Origin of the sequence: Virgibacillus halodenitrificans, from assembly GCF_001878675.1 — a bacterium.
In the GTDB taxonomy this organism is placed as follows: domain Bacteria; phylum Bacillota; class Bacilli; order Bacillales; family Amphibacillaceae; genus Virgibacillus_Q; species Virgibacillus_Q halodenitrificans.
Map to the genome: position 1 here is coordinate 882,753 of NZ_CP017962.1, position 22,404 is coordinate 905,156.

A 22,404-nucleotide genomic window follows, 5' to 3' on the forward strand; every position below is an offset into this window, starting at 1 on the left:
GAGTGATAAAAATGAAGAAAATACATTACCGTAAGTTTCTCCCGGTAGTTATATTTGCAATAGCTATCGCAATTATCTTTCGCACGGTTCTGTTTGCGAGTTATGTTGTCGATGGTGAGTCGATGGAGCCAACACTTTTTGACGGAAATCTGTTAATGGTAAATAAAGTAGTATATAACCTGGAAGATGTAGATCGATTTGACGTTATTGTGTTTCATGCCAATCAACAGGATGATTATGTGAAACGTGTAATCGGTTTGCCAGGTGATAAGATTGAGTATAAGGATGATAAATTATACATTAATGGAAAATATATAGAAGAGAAATTTTTGGAACCGTATAGGAATGTGAACAGCAATGAACTATTTACGGAAGACTTTACTTTGGAAGAGATAACTGGAAATGCAGAAGTACCTGAGGGCAAATTATTTGTCATGGGAGATAACAGGGAAGATAGTCTTGACAGTAGATCGTTTGGATTTATATCCCAAAAGCAATTAGTAGGAAAAGTAGACGTAAAGTACTGGCCCCTCACGGAAGCTAGCTTAACACTTGGTAAATAAAGATCACCTGCGCTTTTGTTCTCGAAAGCTTTCATCTTTGGTAAAATAAAGGATGAAAGCTTTTTTATGATTTTAATATATATGTTGGATTATCCAATGATTTGTAAAATAGATAAACTACAAAGTAACTTCTTGGTTAATAAAAGTTTGTTTAATGTGCAGCTTATTGAAAATTGTACCGATACAAGTTCATTTATAAAGAATAGTTGCTACTGATTATATTTAATAAAGGGAGAGAATGGGGGAAGGTATATGGGACTTCGATTTTTACTGGGGCGCGCCGGGACAGGAAAAAGCGGCAGAACAATGGATGAGATTAAAGAGAAGTTATTGGATCAGCCAAATGGCACCTCTATTTTCTATATTGTTCCAGATCAAATGACATTTCAGCAGGAATCCGCCCTTTTCCACGATAAGGATATTGTAGGTAGTATTCGCGCACAGGTAGTAAGCTTCTCCAGGTTGGCATGGAGAATCCTTCAAGAAACAGGTGGGGGAACGAAACAGTTTATTAGCTCTGTTGGCGTACAAATGATGCTACGAAAAATTATTGAGGAAAAAACGGATGACTGGCGTGTTTTTCAAAAAGCAATGGAAAAACAAGGATTTCTTACTCAACTGGAAAAAATGATAACGGAATTTAAACGATATAACATTAGTCCGGAAGCACTTCAAAGTCAAATGAAAGAAATAGAGGGCTATGTCCACAAAGAATCAGGAGAAGAAGCATTAATTAGTAAGCTTGATGATCTAGCATATATTTACGAAAAATTAATGGTTGCTTTACAAGATAAATATATTGATAGTGAAGATCAATTACAATTATTAGCGGATAAAATAAGTGAATCCAGCTTGCTTGAGGATGCGGAGGTTTATTTGGACGGCTTTCATCGTTTTACCCCAAACGAGTTAGTAGTGGTAGAAGCCTTATTAAAAAAATGCAAATCCGTCACCATTGCTCTTACAGTAGATGGATTAGAAAAAGAGGCTTCAGAACTGGATTTATTTTATCAGACGGTGAAGACGTACCATCAAATACAACAAATTGCTATAGAAAATCAGATCCCGCTGGAAGAAACAGTACAGTTAGATCCGGCTAATGGCAGATTTAGTAATCGTCCTTACTTTGCCCATTTAGAGCAATATTTTGACGTAAGGCCTGCACCTCAGTTTGATGGAGAGACACCAATTCGCATTGCGGAAGCCGTACATCCTCGGGCAGAGGTAGAAGGTGTAGCACAGGAGGTAATCCGTCTTGTTCGAGAAGAGAATTACCGCTTTCGGGACCTTGCTGTTTTTATCAGGCAAACAGATACATACCACGATCTGATTGCAACGATATTTGAAGACTATGATATACCTGTGTTTATAGATGAAAAAAGAACGATGCTTAATCATTCTTTGATAGAATTTATTAGATCAGTACTGGATATTGTAGAAGGAAATTGGCGATATGATGCCATTTTCCGTGTGTTGAAAACAGGATTCATCCCAGTAACAGACAAGGAATATCCGCTAACAGCTGATGCAATTGATGAGTTAGAAAATTATGTCCTGGAATATGGTATACGCTCGAGAAATCGTTGGTTAGGTGATGAAGAGTGGGTATTTCAACGCTTCAGGGGTTTTGATCAAGCAACACAAACGGATACAGAAAAAGAGATTCAAAAAAGAATTAATAGGTACCGTAAGCAAGTAGTAAGTGCATTAGCCCCATTTGATGAAGATATGCGAAGAGTGAGTACGATCCGGGAGCTATGTGAACGCACATACTTACTTTTGGAGGAGTTAGGTGTACCAAATCGGCTTGAGCAAATGCGTGAATTGTTTGATGAGCGAAGTGAGATAGAAAAAGGAAGAGAGCAAGAGCAGGTGTGGAACGCGGTTATTCAACTATTTGATGAAATGGTGGAAATGGCTGGAGAGGAAACCATGACACTGACAACATTTCGTGCAACATTGGATGCCGGTTTCGAAACATTGAAATTTGCTCACGTTCCACCAAGCATCGATCATGTCATTGTTGGTACGATTGATCGTTCCCGTATAAGCGGAATCAAATGCTCCTTCCTCCTTGGGGTTAACGAAGGCGTTTGGCCTATGAAACCATCGGGTGATGGGATGATTAATGAGCAGGAAAGAGAATTATTGGCCGGTCATGGACTACGTTTAGCTGAAACCAGTAAGCGCCAATTGCTTGATGATTGGTTTTATATGTATATCGCATTTACTTCAGCAAAGGACAAGCTTTGGGTAAGTTATCCGTTAAGTGATGAGGAAGGAAAGTCAAAAATGCCCTCTCAACTGATTAAGCGGGTGGAGGATCTTTTCCCGATTTGTTGTGAACATTTATTACTGCAGGATCCGGATGAATTAGTTGAAGCTGATCGATTTATAACTACTCCGACGAAAACCAGATCCGCGTTGACCGCTCAATTAGCTCGTAATAGAAAAGGTTACCCAGTAAAGCCGATTTGGTGGCATGTATTAAATTGGTATATTACCCATCATGAGCGTTATAGTACAACTTATAATGTATTGCAAAGCTTATTTTATGAAAATAAACCAATCAACCTGGATACGGAGACAGTGGGGAAATTATATCCAAAGCAGGTAAAGGCAAGTGTATCGAGACTGGAAACCTACTATCGTTGTTCTTATCAGCATTTTGCTAAATATAGCCTGGGATTGGATGAAAGAAAGACGTATAAACTGGATGCGCCGGATATTGGTCAGTTGTTTCATGAAGCATTAAAAACAATAACGGAATGGGTGCAAAAGGAAGGAAGAAACTTTGCTCAACTAACCAAAAACGATACGGAAGGCTATGCCCGTAAAGCTGTAACAAATTTAGCACCTATATTACAGCACCAGATTTTGCATAGTTCCAACAGATACAAGTATATTCAGCAAAAATTGCAGGAAGTTATTGCAAGAGCTGCCTACATTCTTAGTGAGCAAGCAAGACAGAGTAACTTTTCGCCTGTTGGACTGGAACTTGGCTTTGGTACGGATCAAAAACTACCTCCTTTAACTCTCCCGCTTCCCAACGGGTATGAATTGATGCTTAGAGGGCGAATTGACCGTATTGATCAGGCGATAAATAATGAATCTTTATTTTTGAGGATTATTGATTATAAATCAAGCTCCAAGGGTTTGAATTTACTCGAAGTTTATTATGGACTGGCATTACAGATGCTAACATATTTGGATGTGGTATTGACACATTCTGAGACATGGCTTGGAGTAAAGGCTACTCCAGCTGGTGTACTCTATTTCCATGTTCATAATCCGATGATTTCCGGTGATCAAAAATTACCTGAAGATAAAATAGAAGAAGAGATTTTTAAGAAGTATAAAATGCAAGGTCTTTTATTGTCAGATGAAGATATCGTTAAAATGATGGATAACAGCCTGGAATCGGGCACGAGCACAATTGTTCCAGCTGGTGTGAAAAAGAACGGAGGATTTTACAGCTCCTCTAAAATAGCAGATGAAGATACATTTACTAGTCTGCAAACACATATTCATCAACTGATGATGCAGGCAGGAATTGATATGACAGCAGGTGGCGTTCACTTAAATCCATATCAGCACAAGCAACAAATAGCGTGTACTTACTGCCCATTTCATGCAGTATGTCAGTTTGATCCGATGCTTGAGGATAATAATTACCGAAAACTGACAGAAATGAAAGAAGAAACAATCCTGGAAAAGATCCGCGTAGACGAGGGAGAGGTGAAATAAGTGGTCAATTGGACAAAAGAACAAGAGGATGCAATTTACACATCTGGTAAGGATGTACTTGTCGCAGCTGCAGCTGGCTCTGGTAAAACAGCTGTATTAGTTGAGAGGATTATTCAGAAACTATTAAACAAGGAAAACCCGGTGGATATTGACAGATTGTTAGTTGTTACATTTACAAATGCAGCTGCCCAAGAAATGCGGAATCGGGTGGGGGAAGCTCTTGAAAAAGCGCTGGCAGAGGACCCATCTTCTATTCATCTGAAGAAACAACTCTCTCTTTTACAGCGTGCTTCTATTTCCACTTTACACTCTTTTTGTTTGGATGTGGTGAAGCAATATGCCTATTTGCTTGATATAGATCCAGGATTTCGAATAGCCAATGACATGGAAGCAGACTTAATCAAACAGGAAGTAATGGAAGATTTGTTTGAGGATTGGTATGGAGCGGAAGGAGAGGAGCAGGAAGCCTTTTTCCAGGTTGTTGATCGTTTCTCCAGTGATCGAAGTGATGTAGAAGTAGAGGAGTTAATATTAGATCTTTATACATTTGCCGTACAAAATCCGTGGCCCGATCAATGGCTTGATGAATTAGCGTATACCTATCATGTGCCAGAAAATTGGCAGGAGACTGATTTGGAATGGTTAGGGGTTATTAAACGAGAAGTAAAGGATCAACTTACAGCAATCCAGCAGGAAATGGAACTTGCCCTGGATATTACAAGGGAAAATGATGGTCCTTACCAGTATGCGGATACGATTGAAAAAGATTTGGTGAATGTTCAAGAGGCCTTTGTCCATTTGGATACGTGGGATGCTTTGCAAACATTTATGTCTACTAGTAAATTTGCTACCCTTTCTAGAAAAAAATCAGATTGTAATGAAGACAAAAAGGAAAAGGTGAAGACACTACGCAATAGTTATAAAGATCGTTGGACAAAAATGCAAAAGAGCTGGTTCAGCAGAAAGCTGCAAAACCATGTAGAAGATATGCGGGAGCTGGCTCCTGTTGTTAAACAGCTGACAGAATTAGTGAAGGAATTTAAAAAACGTTTCACAGTTCAGAAACAGGAAAAGGCGATTGTTGATTTTTCTGATCTGGAGCACTATTGTTTGCAATTATTATTAGATGAAACCTCAACGAGCGATCAGCCAATTCCATCTGATGTTGCCATTCATTTTAAAAAACAGTTTAGTGAGCTATTGGTAGATGAATATCAGGACACGAACATGGTACAGGAAACGTTGCTTACATTAATCAGCGATCAGGATGGTCCTGGAAACATGTTTATGGTTGGAGACGTAAAACAAAGTATATATCGTTTTCGTCATGCGGAGCCGTCGTTATTTATTGATAAATACAAGCGGTTTGCGAAAGAGGAGCATCCGGCACAACGTATTGACCTCGCCAGTAACTTTCGAAGCAGAGAACATGTGTTAGCAGGAGCAAACTATATATTTAGACAAATTCTTGATGAGCAAGTTGGAGAAATTAATTATGATGAAAATGCGGAATTGATTTATGGGAATAAGATGTATGAAGAACTTCCTTATCCCACTCCAAACCCTGAACTGCTGATTATTGACAGAGAAGGAGAAGAAGATAAGGACGAAGAAAACGGTGAGGAAGATTACCGCGATCTGGAGAAAGCACAACTGGAAGCTAGAGCATATGCCAATAAAATAAAGGAATGGATTGGCAGCAAAGAGGCCGCTCCTCTGCAGGTAGTGGATAAAGCTACACAAACACAAAGAGATCTGCAATACCGTGATGTTGTTATTTTGATGCGCTCCATGACATGGGCTCCAACGATTGTCGATGAATTAAAAAAACAAGGTATCCCTGTGTATGCGGAATTATCCTCTGGTTATTTTGAAGCTATAGAAGTAAAAATTATGATCAGCTTCTTAAAAATCATAGATAATCCAAGACAGGATATTCCATTGGCCTCTGTGCTAAGATCACCGATTGTAGGATTAAATGAAGATGACCTTGCATCTATTCGATTAGCTGGAAAAAATGGAACCTTTTTTGAGGCTTTAAAGAAATATAGTAAGCAGGAAAAAGGAACTACAGCAGATAAAACTGCTAGATTCCTCGATCAACTGGATCACTTTCGGGTTGCATCAAGACAAGGGGCATTATCTGAGTTGATTTGGCAGATTTATAGGGAAACCGGTTATTATGATTTTGTTGGTGGTATTCCAGGCGGTCGGCAACGTCAAGCAAATTTACGCGCATTGTATGATCGTGCACGTACATACGAAACGACCTCATTCCGGGGATTGTTCCGTTTTCTTAGATTTATTGAACGAATGGAAGAGCGTGGAGATGATCTGGGTTCTGCACGGGCACTAAGTGAGCAAGAAGATGTTGTACGAATTATGACGATCCATAAAAGTAAAGGATTGGAATTCCCGGTTGTAATTGTTGGAGCGATGGATAAGCAATTCAATATGATGGATTTAAACCAGAAATATTTACTTCATAAAGATTTGGGATTTGCAACTAAATATATCGATCCAATTAAACGTATTACGTATCCTACTTTGTATTTTCACGCGTTAAGTAAAGAAAAACGCCGCGAATTATTAGCTGAGGAAATGCGTGTCTTGTACGTAGCACTTACACGTGCCAAGGAAAAGCTTGTGATGATTGGAAATGTAGCCTCCTTTGAGAAAAAACAAGAGAAGTGGCAGCGGATGGTTGATCACTCTGAATGGGTGTTGCCTGCACACTTCCGCATGGACGCGAAGACCTATCTTGATTGGGTAGGTCCTGCCCTCATAAGACATGAAGAGAGTGCAATTTTAAGAACGGATGAGATTCATGATGCGGTGTTGGAAGAAATAAAAATTGATCCATCAAAATGGGATGTTACGATACTGCATGGTAGTCAACTGGCGAATTTAGAGGAATCAATTGTTGAAAAGTCATTGCATCTAAAAGAAAATATGGCGGAATGGAAACCGGTAGACGTACCGGATGATGAGTGGAAGGATATAGTGGAGTCCCGTTTATCCTATCAATACCCTCATGCTAAAGCAGCTGCATCCAGAGCGAAGCAGACAGTTACAGAGATTAAACGTCAACGTGAAATAAAGGATGAATACAGTGCAGATCAGTTGGTTACAGAATATAAAGCACCAATTGTGAAGCGGCCTAATTTTATTCAGAAAGAGAAGAAAGTAACTGCAGCGGAAAGGGGAACTGCCATACACACGGTCATGCAACATATTCCGCTTCAAAAACAGTTGACCAGTGAAGAAATAGAGGTATTCACCGATGAGCTTGTGGAGAGAGAAATTCTCACAAGGGAAGAAGCTGATATTATTGATTTTCAGGCGATTGAGGAATTCCTACGTTCAGACATTGCAAGCTATATGATGGAAACTGTCGATTTGTATCGGGAAGTCCCCTTCAGTTTAGCTCTACCTGCAAATGAGGTTTATGCCGCATGGCAAGATGATACAGATGAAAAAGTGTTGATTCAAGGGGTTATCGATTGTCTGATCCCTCATGCAGACGGCTGGATCATCCTCGATTATAAAACAGATGCACTGACGGATGCAGATACAGATGAAGATAAGTTGAGGAAACGGTATGAAACTCAAATGCATCTCTACAAAGAAGCAGTAGAGTCAATTTGGAAACAACCAGTAAAGAAAACATATCTTTATTTCTTTTCAAAGCAACTATTGGTGGATGTACCAATTAAAAAAGAATAACACTAGTAAAAAGCCAGCTCCTTATTAATAGGAAGCTGGCTTTTTTAGTGGCTCTAAATATATGTTGGAGTGCCCCAATAATTCGCAAAATGGATAAACTGCGACGTAACTAAGAATATAGAGGATGCGTAAATCACCGCTACGGGGAAATATTCCGCTTTCCGCGGGGCTGATGAGCCTCGGGCCAACATGATGTTGGTCATGAAGGCGTTGCGACAGGACGTCGCGACTTTAGCCTTCCAGCCCCTATACGCGTTCCGGGGTCTCATCTAGGCCTCTCCTCCCGCAGGACAAGGAAAGCTTCGTAAGCAATGCATCGCACGAAGAAAATGTGTATTTTCATTTTCGAGGAGTCTCCATATTTCCCCTTCGCTACTATACACATTTATATTTGCGAAGAAAAATTGCGTTCACATAGATCCAGAATATGCTATGCACGAATTGATTGGCGTGGAATGCGGCGACTTGTACCCGGAGGTGTGAAAGCGTCCGCCTGAAACGCAAATCAATGGGGCACTTCTTCTCAAATATTTCACTGAGCTTTTCATCAAATCAAAGTTAGTTCGAAGTTTCCTCCTACTACGCAGAAATTAGAATTGTACGAGATAACGTTTGTAATCCAAATTCTGCAACAGAAACTTGTAAAATTGTTTCCGTTACTATGGTATGTAAATGAAATAATGCTTGGCAACATGGGGGAGCTTTTCTAAGAAAGCTGTATTCCGATTTAATCGTATTGTTCACCAAATTGTCATGAAGGAAGTAAATGGTGATTCGAATCACACGGCCATGTGATTTAGTTCACTTTAGCAGAGCACAAACAAATTTAAAATAAAAGTAAGTTATTAACAAGGAGGAGATTTTCTATGGCAACTGGAAAAGTTAGCACTCCAGAAGAAAAAGTAGTTCACCATGATGACCAATCCTTAAAAGGAGCATTGTTCTCATCACTGGTATTTGTTGGAGGCGGTATAGTCTCATTTATTGTATTACTTTTCGTGATTTATATGACGAGAGTAGGAATATAGGGAGGGAAAAGCGATGAAAATGCATCGTGCGGAAGAGATTTGGCTAGTTATAAGTGTTGGCGTACTCATACTTTCGATGGTGGTTACTGGATATCAGGCATTTGCAATGGATATGGCTCCACCAAGTCATAAGGAAACAATTGATCCCCAAAAAGTAGATCAAACAGCGCCATTTGATAATCCAGGGGTTTTCCAAACAGAAGAAGGTAAATATGAAGTTGTTATGACATTGCAAATCTTTAGTTTTACTCCAAATAAAATTGAAGTACCGGCAGGCTCTGAAGTAACATTCACAATGACATCAAAGGACGTTGTGCATGGTTTTCAAATTGCAGGGACAAACGTTAACGCAATGGTGATGCCAGGGCATATTCAAAAGATAACACAGACATTTGAGGAACCAGGGGTGTATTTAATTTTATGTAATGAATATTGTGGAGCAGGACATCAAATGATGAGCACGACGATAACGGTGAAATAAAGAAAGGAGGAAACGATCATGGCGTTAGCTTTAAAAGAGACATTTAGTGAAAAAACAAACAAAGCTTTAGGGGTTAATTCTGAAGATGCGAAGCTTACATTAACATATCTATCTCTAGCATTTATTATTTTATTTCTTGGGGGAACGCTAGGCTTACTTCAGGGTCTTAACCGTGCAGGACTATTGGAATTACCATCATGGCTTAACTATTATCAAGTGTTAACAGCTCACGGTATATTACTTGTTGTTGTATTTACTACTCTGTTTATGGTTGGTTACTTCTACTCAGGAGTATCTCATACACTGGGGGGACTATTACCTAAAGTTAGAAAAATTGCTTGGACAGCTTTAGTATCGATGCTTTTCGGTGTCGCATTAGTTGCTGCAACTGTATTTATGGGAGAAGCATCTGTCATGTACACATTCTATCCACCGATGCAAGCATCCCCGTGGTTTTATATTGGTTTGGTCTTTGTCGTATTAGGTGTTTGGCTAGCTGCTTTAGGAGTATTTATCAGTGCAGCAAATTGGAAAAAGAGAAATCGCGGTCAACATTTACCAATGTTTTCATTCTTTGCAGTAGGTGGTTTCTTGCTTCTATTCCTAGGAAGCTTAGGGGTCACAGCAGAAGTACTTATGCTTATTCCATGGGCTTTTGGTTGGACAGAAACAGTCAACGTCATGCTTAGTCGGACATTATTTTGGGCTTTTGGGCACACAGCTGTTAACGTTTGGTATTTGGTAGCCGTTTCAGCATGGTATGTAGCTGTACCGAAGATCATTGGCGGAAGAACATTTAGTGATACACTCGCTCGTGTTGTCGTTATATTATCTGTCATTTTGAACGTTCCTGGAGGCTTTCACCACCAAATTATTGACCCTGCAATCGGTGAAGGAATCAAATTCATGCATGTGTTTATGAGTCTATCCATATCCCTGCCTTCGTTACTAACTGCGTTTGCGATGTTCGCTATATTTGAACGGGCAGGAAGAAAGAAAGGCGCAAAAGGATTATTAGGTTGGATTAAAAAACTGCCTTGGGGCGACGTACGCTTCCTTGCTCCAATGATTGCAATGATTACCTTTATTCCAGCAGGTGCTGGTGGAATTGCGCAAACAAATAACCAGCTAAATCAAGTTGTTCATAACTCACTATGGATTGTCGGCCATTTCCATTTAACTGTCGGAGTTACTGTAGCCTTAACCTTCTTTGGAATTACTTATTGGTTAATCCCATATTTGTCCAAGCGGGAGTTGACTCCGAAATTAAATAAGTTAGGTGTTATTCAAACTGTAATGTGGACAGTTGGCATGTATTTAATGGCAGGAGCAATGCACTGGGTAGGGTTGCTAGGTTCTCCAAGAAGAACATCCTTTAGCACATATGGTGACCATGCTACTGCACTTGGTTGGAGTCCGTATTTATTCTCACTTGCAATTGGTGGAACCTTGTTATTTTTAGCTGTGGTGCTTATGGTTTATATTGCATTCCACTTAATGTTTAAAGCACCAAAAGGTAATACAGAATTTCCAATTGCAGAGCCAGAAGACGACGCAGCACCTACACCACAATGGACAGAACGCTGGGGATTATGGATTGTAGTAGCATTTGCTATTATTTCCATGGGTTATGTCATTCCTGTAGTTGACATGATTGTAAATGCACCTCCGGGCTCTCCACCATTCCGTACGTGGTAAGACAACACATCTACAAGTTGTAAGCTTTGAAGGGAATAGTCCTCGAATCGGGCTACTCCCTTTCCATTCATTTAAATGTAGGAAGTGATCGTTATGATTAAAAATAAACAAAATTTAATAGCGATTTTCCTTGTGATATTATTTGGTATTAGTTTATTTTATGTTGGTACGGATGGTTTTAAAGCATATACAGCAGAAACTGCCAGAACCAATAAACTGATGGAGGAAAAGCCGAAATTACCACTAGTGACTCTGGAAGATAGTAATAAACGTACCTATTCTTTCTCAGAATTTGAAGGAAAGTATGTATTGATGACATTTATTTACACTTCCTGTACAGATGTATGTCTCCAACTGGAAGTGAATGCGGCAGAAGTGTATAACAGTATACCGCAAAAATATATTGGAGAAGATATTGTATTTTTAAGTATTAGTTTTGATCCTGCCACAGATACACCGGACCAATTAGACAAATATAGAAGTTATTTTAAAAGTGATGGAGAGACATGGCGCATGGCCAGAATTCCAAACCAAAAAGAGTTAGACACCGTTTTAGAAGAGCTTGGTGTCATTGTAATCCCAGATGGTAATGGGAACTTTACACATAACTCGGCATTTTATCTTGCAGGTCCTGATGGAAAACTCCTTGAGGTTATGGATTATAAAAAAACAGAGGAAGCTGCTAAAAAGGTGACAGACATTCTGGATAACGAAGTGGAGGGTTAGGCTATGAAACAAGCAATCTACGGGCTGGTATTATATATCTTTTTAATGCTCCCGCCAGTTGCGTCATTGGCAGAATCAATTATGACAGTTCATATGCATATGCAAATGCCTTTATTTGTGATCGCAGGAATGCTGATGGCTCCATATCTAAAACAGCGGTTTCCTGACTTCTTTTCCAAATGGAATCATAATGGTGTGCCAGGAATTCTATTGTTTTTTATTATAATGGTTTATTGGATGCTTCCAAGGGCCATGGATGAAGCATTGGCCTATCAATCGGTAGAAATTTTTAAATTTATTAGCTTACCGTTTTTAGCAGGTGTTCCGTTACGGGACAGTTGGAATAAGCTTGGTAGCATTGGCCAGAATGTGATTCTAGTGAGCTTCAGTATTATTTCCGCTTTAATGGCATGGCTTTATATTTTTTCTCCTACACAATTATGTAATAACTATTTAAAAGTAGAACAAATTACCTTAGGATGGGCATTTCTCTTTTTGGGTTTAAGCATTATTATCTATTTCGTTCAGCAATTTTTTGTAGACAAATCACAGTATGAATAAGAAAGACAAATAGAGATAGCCTAGTTATGGCTATCTCTACGCATTTGCAGTCACATTTTGATCATTTGCATCGGGGTCAAATGGATTTGTTGAACTAATTCCATTATTAGTACAGATAAAATCTCCCGTATTAAGTGCTCCCGAACCTGTATTTGTTTTTGAGGTGCTTTTTGGCGACAAGTAAAAAGAATCACCAAAATTTACTACGCCCCCGCCAACACTATTTATTTTAATAGGTCCTACAATCGATGGCATATGAACACCCTCTATATTGGTTTATAAAATAGGTTATGACAGAATTTGATTTTTGTGAGGGTTATCCTTTTAGTTTACGGAAATGTTTTAATCGTGCTTCTGCATTTATGCTATTTAAATTACCTGCCTGCATAATAGATGAACTACTGACACCGATAACAGAAATTTGCCCGACTCGAATGGTTGGTGCGTGGTGACTATGCTCCTTATTTACAGATACTTCATTCATCATAAAATTTGCTTCACGTTGAAAAATAGGATAATCAGCAAAATCTTCCTCCTTTGGTGGGGTGGAATAAGCTGATTCTTCCTGAATGGCTATACCACGAAATTTTTGATTTGTTTGCTGTGTGTCACCGATATTAAAAATGGCACTATTAGAAATCGACGTTACATTTATTAAATCAATGACTGTAGTTCGTTTTTTCATCTCATGATCTCCTTATTAGGCAAGCGGTACAATGTTGCCAATAGTAAAGGCTTCAGGCGGTGTGTCAAAAAAAGAAGAGAGATTAATTTCGTCATTATCCCCGATTAGAAAAACTGAAGAGGAAGAAACGACCTCAATGCTGACATTTCCAACTTCTAATCCCCAATTATGAACTTCAAAATTCATGTTGTTTTCTCCTTTCTACTCATTTTCCATGTATTTAGCAAGTGATTGCTGTATTTCGTGTTTAATTTGAGTAGCGATATAATGATGTAGCTGTTCATCAGCTATATTTTTGTTTTCTTGAAGAGCCTTTTGTTCATAATAAACAATTCGTTCAGGCAATTGCTTGGTGATATCCTGTATTAAAACAGACTCATATTCCCGGTCAATGGCACGGTTATGGTGGTTTGCCATATTGCGTATGAATTCAGCACCGTTTTGTTGAAGGTACTGGCTTAATTCAGTTTGCAATTTTTGATGAGAAAGGGGGGGCTGGGATGAGGATGAGGCAGGATTCTTTGGCAGCCCCAAGTCTTCTATATTTGCTAAGTCACTTGGTGAAAGACCAATGTGCAATGTGCCATCAAGGCGTTCGATTTTCAATTGATCAAAATTATATTCTATTTTTTCAATCGTAGTGGAGTTTGCTTTTTGAGTGGCTGATTCCAAGTCAAATAACCTTTTTTCTAAGTCAATGATCATTCTTTCCTGTTTTTTCATATATTGGTGCAATTCATTTAGATACGTAGTCCAATCCCCATGCATAAAAATCCCCCTTTCATAAAATATGGGCATTCACCTATTATAATTGTATGCACATATTTATAAAATGTGTGAACACATCTAAGGCCCTAGGGGAACGATAGGGGCTATTTCACCTGTCGCTGCCGCTTCCTCGGCAGGCTCCGTATATCCTCCTGTATTATAAACGTCGGATTGAGCTTGGATACTACCGCTACTGCCAATTTGCATGACAGATGAGTTGGTAATTGCACCAATTTTAATCATATAGATGTTAATGGATTGATGAACGGTAAAATGCATAGTAACCCTCCCAATCACCTCACTGGCTGATCAATTTTATCTGGGTCATTTACATATGTGGTTGAATTTCCAAGATTAATCCGGATACCTGCTCCTGTATTAAAAGAGCCTCCACCTGCAAATGTTTTTGCGGAGCTTTCCGGACTCATGTTATATACGTCTCCAATATTAAATATACTTGACGAGAGTACTGTAATTACTTTTACAGCCCCTACTTTTGCCGGCATAAATAACCCCTCCTTCTTCCTATTTTATGCGAAGTAGTTGTTTTTGTTATGAAAATGAGGAATAAAATGCAGGAGGAATCCAAGGTTATAGAGAATTAGATAAGTAGATAAATAGAAAGGAATTTTGCTATGGGAAATATACCTTCCCCAATAAAGGGAAGTAATCGTTTAATTTGGATTGACGCAGCAAGAGGTTTTGCTATATTTGGCATTTTTATAGTTAACATTGGAGCATTCGGTGCACCCTATTTTTTATATGGAGGGGAAGGGGGAGTATGGAGTTCCAATGTAAATCAAACTATAATGACGATTATCGATATCTTTTTTCAGGCCAGTTTTTATACTTTATTCTCCATGCTATTCGGTTTTGGCTTCCAGCTTATGAAAGATCGTTTAACAATGAAACAAGTGGAGATCCGTCCTTTTTTATTTAGGAGAATGGCTATTCTGTTTTTATTTGGATGTATTCATGCTTTTCTTATTTGGCATGGGGATATTTTATTAAGCTATAGTTTGACCGGATTTATTTTATTACTGTTTCTACGTGTGAAAAGAAGGACTCTGTTGGTGTGGGGGTTATCGTTACTGTTTCTGGGAACGATATTCATCACGCTCTCCTTGTTTAACATGAAGGATTATTTAGGGTGGATCAATACAGCGGCAATCGATCAGGCTATCATTAATTATCAGAGTAATGATTATGGCATTATACTGGGACAAAACTATCAGGACTGGATGTATTCAAACGGGGGAATTGGTATTATCTTTTCGTTACTGTTTGTGTTTTTGCCACTATTTTTGATTGGAATGTATGGTGCAAGAACAGTTGTATTTCATCAACCAGAAAAATATAGAAGCATTCTCCTACGTGTGTGGTGGATTTCGTTATTTCTCTTTGCAGGTCTGAAGCTTGGTCCATATTTATTTGGAAACCCTTTGTGGTTTTCCTATGCCCAGGACAATATTGGAGGAGCAGCTTCTGCGGTATTCTATGCGACCTCCATTACATTGCTTGCAGGTTTTTCAATGGGGTCAAGAGTAATTCAACCATTCGTATATGTCGGAAGAATGGCGTTAACCAACTATATCTTACAATCAATAGTTAGCTTTATCTTGTTTTATGGAATTGGCTTCGGACTTTATAGTAAGACAGGTCCGGTTCTCCATATAGGAATAGTGCTTTGTCTATTTACATTACAAATATTAGGCAGTAAATGGTGGTTAAATAAATATAATTTTGGGCCTTTGGAATGGGTTTGGCGCAGTCTTACTTATAAAAAAGTCCAACCCCTACGACGAAGTCAGCAGCAAAGCTAAACATATTATATAAAAATAAAACAAGACGAGCCCGGGGTTCATCTTGTTTTATTTTTATTCTTCTTATTGACTCATAACGTCTTTTATTTGGTCGATTGCCCAATTTAAATCGTCTTTACTAATGATTAGTGGTGGAGCAAAACGGATGACATTCTCATGTGTCTCTTTGCATAATAAACCTTTTTCTTTTAATGCTTCACAGTAAGAACGAGCAGGTTCTGTGAGTTCCATTCCAATAAACAACCCTTTACCACGAACCTCTTTTATTACCGGGTTATTTAACTTTTTCAGTTCACCCATCATATGATTACCTAACTCTAAGGACTTTTCTGCTAATTTTTCTTCCTCTAGTACATCAAGTGAAGCTATCGAGACAGCACATGCTAAGGGATTTCCTCCGAATGTAGAGCCGTGGGATCCTGGATTAAACACACCAAGAATATCTTTATTAGCTACAATACATGATATTGGGAATACGCCTCCACCTAATGCTTTCCCTAAAATTAAAATATCTGGTGTTACATTTTCCCAGTCACAGGCAAACATTTTTCCAGTACGCGCAAGTCCTGCTTGAATTTCATCTGCGATATATAGCACATTATTATCTTTACATACATCGTAGGCTTCCTTCAAAAATCCTTCAGGGGGCATAACTATACCTGCCTCACCTTGTATGGGTTCAAAAAGAAATCCGGCAGTATTTTCATTAATTGCTTCTTTCAATGCATCAATGTCGCCATAAGGTATAATTTTTATTCCAGGGAGCATTGGACCAAATCCACGTTTATATTCTGCTTCCGATGAAAGGGAGACAGCAGTCATGGTTCTTCCATGGAAATTACCTTCACAAGCGATGATTTCAGCTTTATTTTCTTCTACACCTTTAACGTCATATGCCCAGCGTCTTGCCGCTTTTACAGCAGTTTCCACAGCTTCTGCACCAGTATTCATTGGCAGCGCATTTTCTTTATTTGTTAACTTACAAATTTTTTCATACCAAGGGCCGAGCTGATCATTATGAAACGCGCGTGAAGTTAGAGTAACAGCATCGGCTTGATTTTTTAACGCATCAATAATTCTAGGATGACGGTGCCCCTGGTTCACTGCAGAGTATGCGCTCAGCATATCCATATAACGATTACCTTCGGGGTCTTCTACCCATACACCTTCAGCTTTAGCAACTACTACAGGAAGCGGATGATAGTTCTTTGCTCCATACTCCTGTGTTTGGTCAATTATTTCCTGGCTATCTCTTACCATACTATCCCTCCGTTAGAAAAATAAGGCTCCATCTTAGTATAACAGGTATTATGGTTATTTACTTCCCGTGGAGAGAGAATTGTAATCATATGATTTTTTATTCTGTCCATGATATGATAATTTTAGTAAATACTTGGTAGTAGGAGGAAAAATAAATGACACATATGCATATTACAGCATGGGTGCTTGCCTTAATTTTATTTATAGTTGCGTACGTTATGTACAATCAGGGTAAAGGTAAGCCTGGTAAGATTGTTCATATGATATTGAGATTGGACTATTTGTTTATTTTGTATACAGGTGGTAGCTTGCTTGGACATTATTTCGGTGGAGGAAACCTATTGCCGGAAGCAATTGTTAAGGGCGTGGCCGGTATTTGGGTGATTGCAGCATTGGAAATGATCCTTATAAAAACATCAAAAAACAAGCCTGCTAAAAGTTTTTGGATTCAATTGGTAATTGCTTTAATTATCACATTAGTACTTGGTTTCTGGCGCTTGCCAATGTAAATTTTTATATGAGGAATAGTTAATTAGAGGTACAAATTGCACGTTGATTTGTACCTCTAATTTTTTTCTGCTTTATTATGGGAGGGGAAACAGACATCAAAAAGAGAGGTGCAATAATACGTAGTATGGATATACTGCGACGTAACTAAGAATATAGAGGCTGCGTAAATCACCGCTACGGGGAAATATTCCGCTTTCCGCGGGCGGCTGATGAGCTTCCTCACACTACGTGTTCGGGGATCTCATCGAGGCCTCTCCTCCCGCAGGAGTCTCCATATTTCCCCTTCGCTACTATTTCCTATTATATCTACGAAAAAAATTGCGTTCGCATACACCCAGAATGTGCTGTGTACAAATTGATTGGAGTGGAGGGCGGCGACTCCTGCCAGAATAGCATGAGGCGAAGACCCTGGACGGAGCGTAGCGGAGGAAGCGGCTGAGGCCATGCCGGCGGAAAGCGTCCGCATGCAACGAAAATCAATGGGGCACTTCTCCTCAAATATTTGACTGAGCTTTTCATCAATAAAGTTACGTCGCAGTTTCCTCCAACTATGCAAAAGGCAAAACTGATAAGATTCTTTTTCAGCACTCTAACAATAGGGAATTAGAAATTGAAATTTTAAAGTGAACGCTTCTTTTTAAATATATTCACTACCATAGCGCTTGTTATTTATGAAGGTTTTTCAACAATCACAGCGATTTCATTGACTATTCAGCTGAAACATTAATAATAGAAAGGAATGAGTATACATATTGGAGGAGCTTTTATTATGAAAAAAATAGCGACGGTACTACTGACTATACTTATAATGGCAAGCATTTCAGTTCCGTCTTATGCTGCAGAACAAGGAAATTCCCAGCTTGAAGAAGAGATTGTTTATAATATTCTAGTTGATCGATACCATAATTTAGATTTTGATCGTGATGAGCAGGTAGACACGGATGATCCTACTGCTTACCAAGGTGGAGACTTAAAGGGGATTACCCAGAAACTTGATTATCTTAAAGAAAATGGTTATTCCACTATTGTGCTGTCTCCCATTATGGAGAATTCAGCTGATGGATATCACGGCTACTGGATTGAGGATTTCTATAAAGTTGAGGAACAATTTGGCACAATGAAAGACTTGAATGAATTGATAAAGGAAGCACATGATAGAGAGATCAAAGTTGTATTGGAGCTCGTTACAAATTTTGTTTCGAAAGATCATCCTATCGTAAAGGACCCTTCCAAGAAAGACTGGATTTCCAAAGAAAAAAATATCAAAGCAGATTGGGCTAATCATGTCAACGTATTAAATCAAGATAACCCGAAAGTAAGAGATTTTCTATTTGATGTGGCTTCCTACTGGATGGATGAGACAGATATCGATGGCTTTAAATTACATGCTGCAGATAAGTCTTCTCTGGAATTTTTACAGTATTTTACAGAACAAATCAAAAATAAGAATGAGGCATTTTATTTACTTGGAGATATCATGGATCCATCCGCGAACACAGATGAAATTATGAATAGAACCAGCATCCAAGCAGTAGATAATCATCAATTATCTAAAAAGGTAAATGAGGTTTTTTCTAATCTTGGAAAACCTGTATCAGACATATACGACACATGGGAGAAAAATAAAGAAGAAACTGGTTTGATTTTTGTAGATGATGAATCCACAAAAAGATTTACACAGCAACTTTCTGAAAATGGCAGAAGTGCTTTAACCACGTGGAAATTAGCATTAACGTATTTATATACGACCCCTGGAATTCCATCTGTTTTCCAAGGATCAGACATACCTATGTATGGTGGAAATGGGGAAGAAGCAAAACGGATTGTGCAATTCAATAGTGGAGATCCGGATCTAAATGAATTTATTGACCGTATATCTGCATTAAAAGCGCAGTTTCCTGTCTTATCTCATGGTGATTTTGAAATGGTTGGTTCAGATGGTGCTATGAGTGTGTTTAAGCGAACCTACGAAGGAACCAGCATGTATATTGCTATTAATAATGACGATCAAACAAGGGCAATTTCTATTGCAGATGTAGGAGAAGGTCTTCAACTGCGCGGGTATCTAAATGATGATACGATTCGCGCTAATGACAACGGCGAATACAAAGTAGGTCTTGCGCGGGAAAGTGTAGAAGTATACGGTGTGCAACCAGATACAGGGTATAATTGGTTGTTTATTGGCTTTGTTATCGGTGTATTCGTATTATTTGCAGTAGCTATATTTATTTTAAGCCGAAAACAGAAGAAAAGAGAAATGGCGGAAAATAAGCGATAGAGCATTTATACAAAACCAATCGCCAGCAGGGAGAAGTAGTTCGCCGAAGAAGAGATTAACCAGCGGATAATTGAATACTATATTACAACCCAAAAACAAAACCCCTAGCATCATTTGCTAGGGGTTTTGTTTAAAAGTAAAGTTTTTGTTATTATTTTTTCACGAATGGACTTGCTTAGGCAACGGGTTTGAAACTACAGTCTACCAATTCGAATTGATCTCTACATCAAGCGATTTCCTCTTGATTATCTTGCGACGATAATTCCACCATTTACATGAATCATTTGTCCACTTACATAGCTTGAATCGTCACTAGCAAGGTAGACATAAGCAGGAGCTAATTCCTTAGGTTGTCCTGGTCGTTTCATTGGTGTGTTTCCGCCAAATGATCCTACTTTCTCTTTACTGAAAGTGGATGGAATAAGTGGTGTCCAAATTGGTCCGGGGGCAACACCATTTACCCTGATTCCCTTTTCTGCCAGTTCTTCTGATAAAGATCTGGTAAATGAAGTAATTGCACCTTTAGTAGCAGAATAATCAATTAGATCTTTACTTCCCTGATATGCTGTAATAGAGGAAGTATTAATAATGGAGCTACCTTCTTTCAAGTTAGGCAATACTGCTTTAGTTATATAAAACATGCTGAATACATTTGTGCGGAATGTTTTTTCCAGTTGCTCGCTGGTAATATCTAAAAACTTGCCTTGAGGGTGTTGTTCAGCAGCATTATTTATAAGAATGTCAATTTTTTTGTATTTATCCAATGTTTCTGTAACAGCTGATTCACAAAAGGATTGATCACCGATGTCACCACTAATTAATAAACACTGACGGCCTTCCAATTCGACCAGTCGCTTCGTTTCTTCTGCATCTTTATGTTCATTAAGATATACGACAGCAACATCTGCACCTTCTTTAGCAAAGTGTACACTAACAGCACGTCCGATCCCGCTGTCGCCTCCAGTTATTAAAGCAACTTTGTCTTTTAATTTTTCACTTCCTTGATAATTATCCCGAATATATTCAGGTTCTGGTTGCATTTTTGATTCAATCCCCGGCTGTTGATTCTGTTGTTGTGCCGGAGGTGTTTGCTTGCCATTCTTTTCTTCCATGGACATCTGTTTCCCTCCTGAAAAATGATTTAGTTCTCATCTTCCCCAAAAAGGAACTTTCCAATCATTGATGTAGAAAGTTTGCAAAAAAATAAAGCCCATTATGGACTTTTAGTATGTATATTCATAGGCTGATACAGCGCCTTTCTTAAATAAAAAGTAATAGGTTTCCCGATAATAAGCAATATCAATTTCGCCTGTAATGTATTTCTGTTGATAATAATCCAGCAAGTCGTTCATCGATGTAGGAAGTCGGTCTTTTTCTTCTTTATAAGCAGTAATTAGTTCATTGATTAACATGCGATTCCTCCTATTAATAAATTTGGACAACCTTAGTTAGATAATATGACTTGGATAGGGGAAATATTCTACTATATTATTAGACAGGGAAGTAGTTTGATTCGTGAGTATCTAAGGTAATAGGATAGAGAGGTGGTGCGATTCAGGGACAAGCCCTGAATCGTTAACAAGCTAATCGGCAGGTTTATCTAAAAAGAATAAGGCAATTGTTCCGGGACCAGCATGAGCTCCGATCACAGCACCAACCATTTCAATCAAGATGTCTTCAACGCCAAACTTTTCTTTGATCATTTCAGCAAGCTGTTCTGCCCTTTCCAGGTCATCGCCGTGACTGATGCCGATTGTTTGGTTTGTGAAACCAGTACCTCTTTCCTCCATTATTTCCAACATACGTTGAAAGAGGCGTTTCGAGCCGCGGATCTTTTCTAACGGTACGAGTTTACCGTTGTCAACATGAAGAATTGGTTTAATCTTTAATAATGAGCCTACAAAAGCAGCTGTTTTACTAACACGGCCACCACGATATAAATATTCAAGATCATCTACGGTAAAGATATGCTCCATATGGGTTGAATCATATGCAGCAGAGTTGATAATATCCTCTATAGTAGCACCGTTTTTTGCTTTTTTAGCAGCATTTAATACGACTAATCCATAGCCAATGGAAGCACATTTCGTATCAATAACATGAATAGGTGCATTAGGATAGGTCTCTTTTACTTCCTGTTCCATCATTTTGGCTGTTTGATAGGTACCAGACAACTCAGAAGAAAAGGCAAGATATATTATTGCTTGATTTGACTCAGCGTATGATGTAAAAATAGTTTTAAATGCTTGTGGAGTTACTTGAGATGTTTTTGGACCTTTGCCATTTCTCATGGCCTCATACACAGTTTTTGGTTGTATCTCTATCCCATCTGCATATTCCTTTTCGTCTAAATGAACGGTTAATGGTACCATTTCAATGTTATATTCGTTATAATATGATTCTGATAAATCGCAAGCGGAATCAGCGAGTATTTTAACGTTCACTTTTTCACCTACATTCTTATGTATTATTACTTTTAGTTTAATGCTACTCTACCAGATAGTCAAAGTATATTTTATTACTATTTTTAAAAGTTAAAAAATAAAAAGA

The 22,404-nt window shown here is 38.5% G+C and carries 21 protein-coding genes; 11 read left to right on the forward strand and 10 right to left on the reverse strand.

From position 1 onward, the window contains the following. Positions 1-11: 11 nt before the first annotated feature. From lepB to BME96_RS04540, 8 genes are all read left to right on the forward strand, one after another. Positions 12-563, forward strand: coding sequence for a signal peptidase I (gene lepB / locus BME96_RS04510; protein WP_071648425.1), 552 nt, complete (start codon positions 12-14; stop codon positions 561-563). A gap of 252 nt (positions 564-815) precedes the next feature. After that, a complete protein-coding gene (gene addB / locus BME96_RS04515; RefSeq protein ID WP_071648426.1) occupies positions 816-4,310 on the forward strand; it encodes a helicase-exonuclease AddAB subunit AddB in 3,495 nt (1,164 codons plus the stop codon). Next, on the forward strand, positions 4,311-8,036 hold the full coding sequence (addA, locus tag BME96_RS04520) for a helicase-exonuclease AddAB subunit AddA (RefSeq protein ID WP_071648427.1): 3,726 nt from the start codon (positions 4,311-4,313) through the stop codon (positions 8,034-8,036). Positions 8,037-8,902: 866 nt separating this feature from the next. Beyond that, positions 8,903-9,064, forward strand: coding sequence for a hypothetical protein (locus BME96_RS19510; protein WP_019376204.1), 162 nt, complete (start codon positions 8,903-8,905; stop codon positions 9,062-9,064). A 13-nt stretch (positions 9,065-9,077) separates the two neighbouring features. Next, the gene (locus tag BME96_RS04525; protein WP_071648428.1) at positions 9,078-9,545 is read left to right on the forward strand and encodes a cytochrome c oxidase subunit II; all 468 of its coding nucleotides are present in this window, start codon (positions 9,078-9,080) and stop codon (positions 9,543-9,545) included. Between the two features lie 18 nt (positions 9,546-9,563). Then, positions 9,564-11,243, forward strand: a complete 1,680-nt coding sequence (locus tag BME96_RS04530) for a cbb3-type cytochrome c oxidase subunit I (protein WP_071648429.1) — start codon at positions 9,564-9,566, stop codon at positions 11,241-11,243. A gap of 93 nt (positions 11,244-11,336) precedes the next feature. Continuing rightward, positions 11,337-11,969 carry an SCO family protein gene (locus tag BME96_RS04535; RefSeq protein WP_071648430.1) on the forward strand — a complete coding sequence of 211 codons (633 nt, stop codon included), beginning with the start codon at positions 11,337-11,339 and terminating at the stop codon, positions 11,967-11,969. Between the two features lie 3 nt (positions 11,970-11,972). After that, complete coding sequence (locus BME96_RS04540) at positions 11,973-12,530, forward strand: hypothetical protein (RefSeq protein WP_071648431.1); 558 nt, start codon at positions 11,973-11,975, stop codon at positions 12,528-12,530. Positions 12,531-12,566: 36 nt separating this feature from the next. Here the strand turns inward: BME96_RS04540 and BME96_RS04545 are convergent, their stop codons facing one another. From BME96_RS04545 to BME96_RS04570, 6 genes are all read right to left on the reverse strand, one after another. Continuing rightward, entirely contained in the window at positions 12,567-12,785 is a 219-nt protein-coding gene (locus BME96_RS04545; protein WP_019376209.1) for a spore germination protein, read from the reverse strand. 61 nt (positions 12,786-12,846) lie between these two features. Continuing rightward, a complete protein-coding gene (locus BME96_RS04550; protein ID WP_019376210.1) occupies positions 12,847-13,215 on the reverse strand; it encodes a spore germination protein GerPE in 369 nt (122 codons plus the stop codon). A 15-nt stretch (positions 13,216-13,230) separates the two neighbouring features. Beyond that, complete coding sequence (locus BME96_RS04555; protein WP_019376211.1) at positions 13,231-13,401, reverse strand: hypothetical protein; 171 nt, start codon at positions 13,399-13,401, stop codon at positions 13,231-13,233. Between the two features lie 15 nt (positions 13,402-13,416). Next, positions 13,417-13,983: a spore germination protein GerPC gene (gerPC, locus tag BME96_RS04560; protein ID WP_019376212.1), complete on the reverse strand. Its 567-nt coding sequence runs from the start codon at positions 13,981-13,983 to the stop codon at positions 13,417-13,419. A gap of 78 nt (positions 13,984-14,061) precedes the next feature. Beyond that, positions 14,062-14,262 (reverse strand): spore germination protein GerPB, encoded by a 201-nt coding sequence (locus BME96_RS04565; protein ID WP_019376213.1) that lies wholly within the window; start codon positions 14,260-14,262, stop codon positions 14,062-14,064. Positions 14,263-14,276: 14 nt separating this feature from the next. Further along, a complete protein-coding gene (locus tag BME96_RS04570; RefSeq protein ID WP_019376214.1) occupies positions 14,277-14,489 on the reverse strand; it encodes a spore germination protein in 213 nt (70 codons plus the stop codon). A 129-nt stretch (positions 14,490-14,618) separates the two neighbouring features. On the opposite strand from BME96_RS04570, the gene BME96_RS04575 reads away from it, so the two are divergent. Beyond that, positions 14,619-15,806 (forward strand): DUF418 domain-containing protein, encoded by a 1,188-nt coding sequence (locus BME96_RS04575; protein ID WP_071648432.1) that lies wholly within the window; start codon positions 14,619-14,621, stop codon positions 15,804-15,806. A gap of 63 nt (positions 15,807-15,869) precedes the next feature. Here BME96_RS04575 and BME96_RS04580 read toward each other — a convergent pair whose 3' ends face one another. Beyond that, positions 15,870-17,066 (reverse strand): ornithine--oxo-acid transaminase, encoded by a 1,197-nt coding sequence (locus BME96_RS04580; RefSeq protein WP_071648433.1) that lies wholly within the window; start codon positions 17,064-17,066, stop codon positions 15,870-15,872. A gap of 155 nt (positions 17,067-17,221) precedes the next feature. Between BME96_RS04580 and BME96_RS04585 the strand changes: the two genes are divergently transcribed. Continuing rightward, positions 17,222-17,575 carry a YisL family protein gene (locus tag BME96_RS04585; RefSeq protein ID WP_060680572.1) on the forward strand — a complete coding sequence of 118 codons (354 nt, stop codon included), beginning with the start codon at positions 17,222-17,224 and terminating at the stop codon, positions 17,573-17,575. A 770-nt stretch (positions 17,576-18,345) separates the two neighbouring features. Beyond that, positions 18,346-19,854, forward strand: coding sequence for an alpha-amylase family glycosyl hydrolase (locus tag BME96_RS04590; protein WP_071648434.1), 1,509 nt, complete (start codon positions 18,346-18,348; stop codon positions 19,852-19,854). Between the two features lie 245 nt (positions 19,855-20,099). Here BME96_RS04590 and BME96_RS04595 read toward each other — a convergent pair whose 3' ends face one another. The 3 genes from BME96_RS04595 to BME96_RS04605 all read right to left on the reverse strand — a co-directional run bounded on the left by BME96_RS04595 (position 20,100) and on the right by BME96_RS04605 (position 22,298). Next, a complete protein-coding gene (locus BME96_RS04595) occupies positions 20,100-20,972 on the reverse strand; it encodes an SDR family oxidoreductase (RefSeq protein ID WP_083547413.1) in 873 nt (290 codons plus the stop codon). A gap of 105 nt (positions 20,973-21,077) precedes the next feature. Beyond that, positions 21,078-21,266, reverse strand: coding sequence for a YppF family protein (yppF, locus tag BME96_RS04600; RefSeq protein ID WP_019376220.1), 189 nt, complete (start codon positions 21,264-21,266; stop codon positions 21,078-21,080). A 171-nt stretch (positions 21,267-21,437) separates the two neighbouring features. Continuing rightward, positions 21,438-22,298, reverse strand: coding sequence for a DegV family protein (locus tag BME96_RS04605; RefSeq protein ID WP_071648435.1), 861 nt, complete (start codon positions 22,296-22,298; stop codon positions 21,438-21,440). Between the last annotated feature and the right edge of the window lie 106 nt (positions 22,299-22,404).

What these genes read in the sequence shown, in the direction of transcription:
- BME96_RS04550 (WP_019376210.1), bottom strand. Translation starts at nt 13,215, where the DNA reads ATGAAAAAACGAACTACAGTCATTGATTTAATAAATGTAACGTCGATT.
- BME96_RS04595 (WP_083547413.1), bottom strand. Translation starts at nt 20,972, where the DNA reads ATGTCCATGGAAGAAAAGAATGGCAAGCAAACACCTCCGGCACAACAA.
- BME96_RS04585 (WP_060680572.1), top strand. Translation starts at nt 17,222, where the DNA reads ATGACACATATGCATATTACAGCATGGGTGCTTGCCTTAATTTTATTT.
- BME96_RS04540 (WP_071648431.1), top strand. Translation starts at nt 11,973, where the DNA reads ATGAAACAAGCAATCTACGGGCTGGTATTATATATCTTTTTAATGCTC.
- BME96_RS04575 (WP_071648432.1), top strand. Translation starts at nt 14,619, where the DNA reads ATGGGAAATATACCTTCCCCAATAAAGGGAAGTAATCGTTTAATTTGG.
- BME96_RS04570 (WP_019376214.1), bottom strand. Translation starts at nt 14,489, where the DNA reads ATGCCGGCAAAAGTAGGGGCTGTAAAAGTAATTACAGTACTCTCGTCA.
- lepB (WP_071648425.1), top strand. Translation starts at nt 12, where the DNA reads ATGAAGAAAATACATTACCGTAAGTTTCTCCCGGTAGTTATATTTGCA.
- BME96_RS04580 (WP_071648433.1), bottom strand. Translation starts at nt 17,066, where the DNA reads ATGGTAAGAGATAGCCAGGAAATAATTGACCAAACACAGGAGTATGGA.
- BME96_RS04545 (WP_019376209.1), bottom strand. Translation starts at nt 12,785, where the DNA reads ATGCCATCGATTGTAGGACCTATTAAAATAAATAGTGTTGGCGGGGGC.
- BME96_RS04590 (WP_071648434.1), top strand. Translation starts at nt 18,346, where the DNA reads ATGAAAAAAATAGCGACGGTACTACTGACTATACTTATAATGGCAAGC.
- yppF (WP_019376220.1), bottom strand. Translation starts at nt 21,266, where the DNA reads ATGTTAATCAATGAACTAATTACTGCTTATAAAGAAGAAAAAGACCGA.
- BME96_RS04525 (WP_071648428.1), top strand. Translation starts at nt 9,078, where the DNA reads ATGAAAATGCATCGTGCGGAAGAGATTTGGCTAGTTATAAGTGTTGGC.
- addB (WP_071648426.1), top strand. Translation starts at nt 816, where the DNA reads ATGGGACTTCGATTTTTACTGGGGCGCGCCGGGACAGGAAAAAGCGGC.
- gerPC (WP_019376212.1), bottom strand. Translation starts at nt 13,983, where the DNA reads ATGCATGGGGATTGGACTACGTATCTAAATGAATTGCACCAATATATG.
- BME96_RS04535 (WP_071648430.1), top strand. Translation starts at nt 11,337, where the DNA reads ATGATTAAAAATAAACAAAATTTAATAGCGATTTTCCTTGTGATATTA.
- BME96_RS04530 (WP_071648429.1), top strand. Translation starts at nt 9,564, where the DNA reads ATGGCGTTAGCTTTAAAAGAGACATTTAGTGAAAAAACAAACAAAGCT.
- BME96_RS04555 (WP_019376211.1), bottom strand. Translation starts at nt 13,401, where the DNA reads ATGAATTTTGAAGTTCATAATTGGGGATTAGAAGTTGGAAATGTCAGC.
- BME96_RS04565 (WP_019376213.1), bottom strand. Translation starts at nt 14,262, where the DNA reads ATGCATTTTACCGTTCATCAATCCATTAACATCTATATGATTAAAATT.
- BME96_RS19510 (WP_019376204.1), top strand. Translation starts at nt 8,903, where the DNA reads ATGGCAACTGGAAAAGTTAGCACTCCAGAAGAAAAAGTAGTTCACCAT.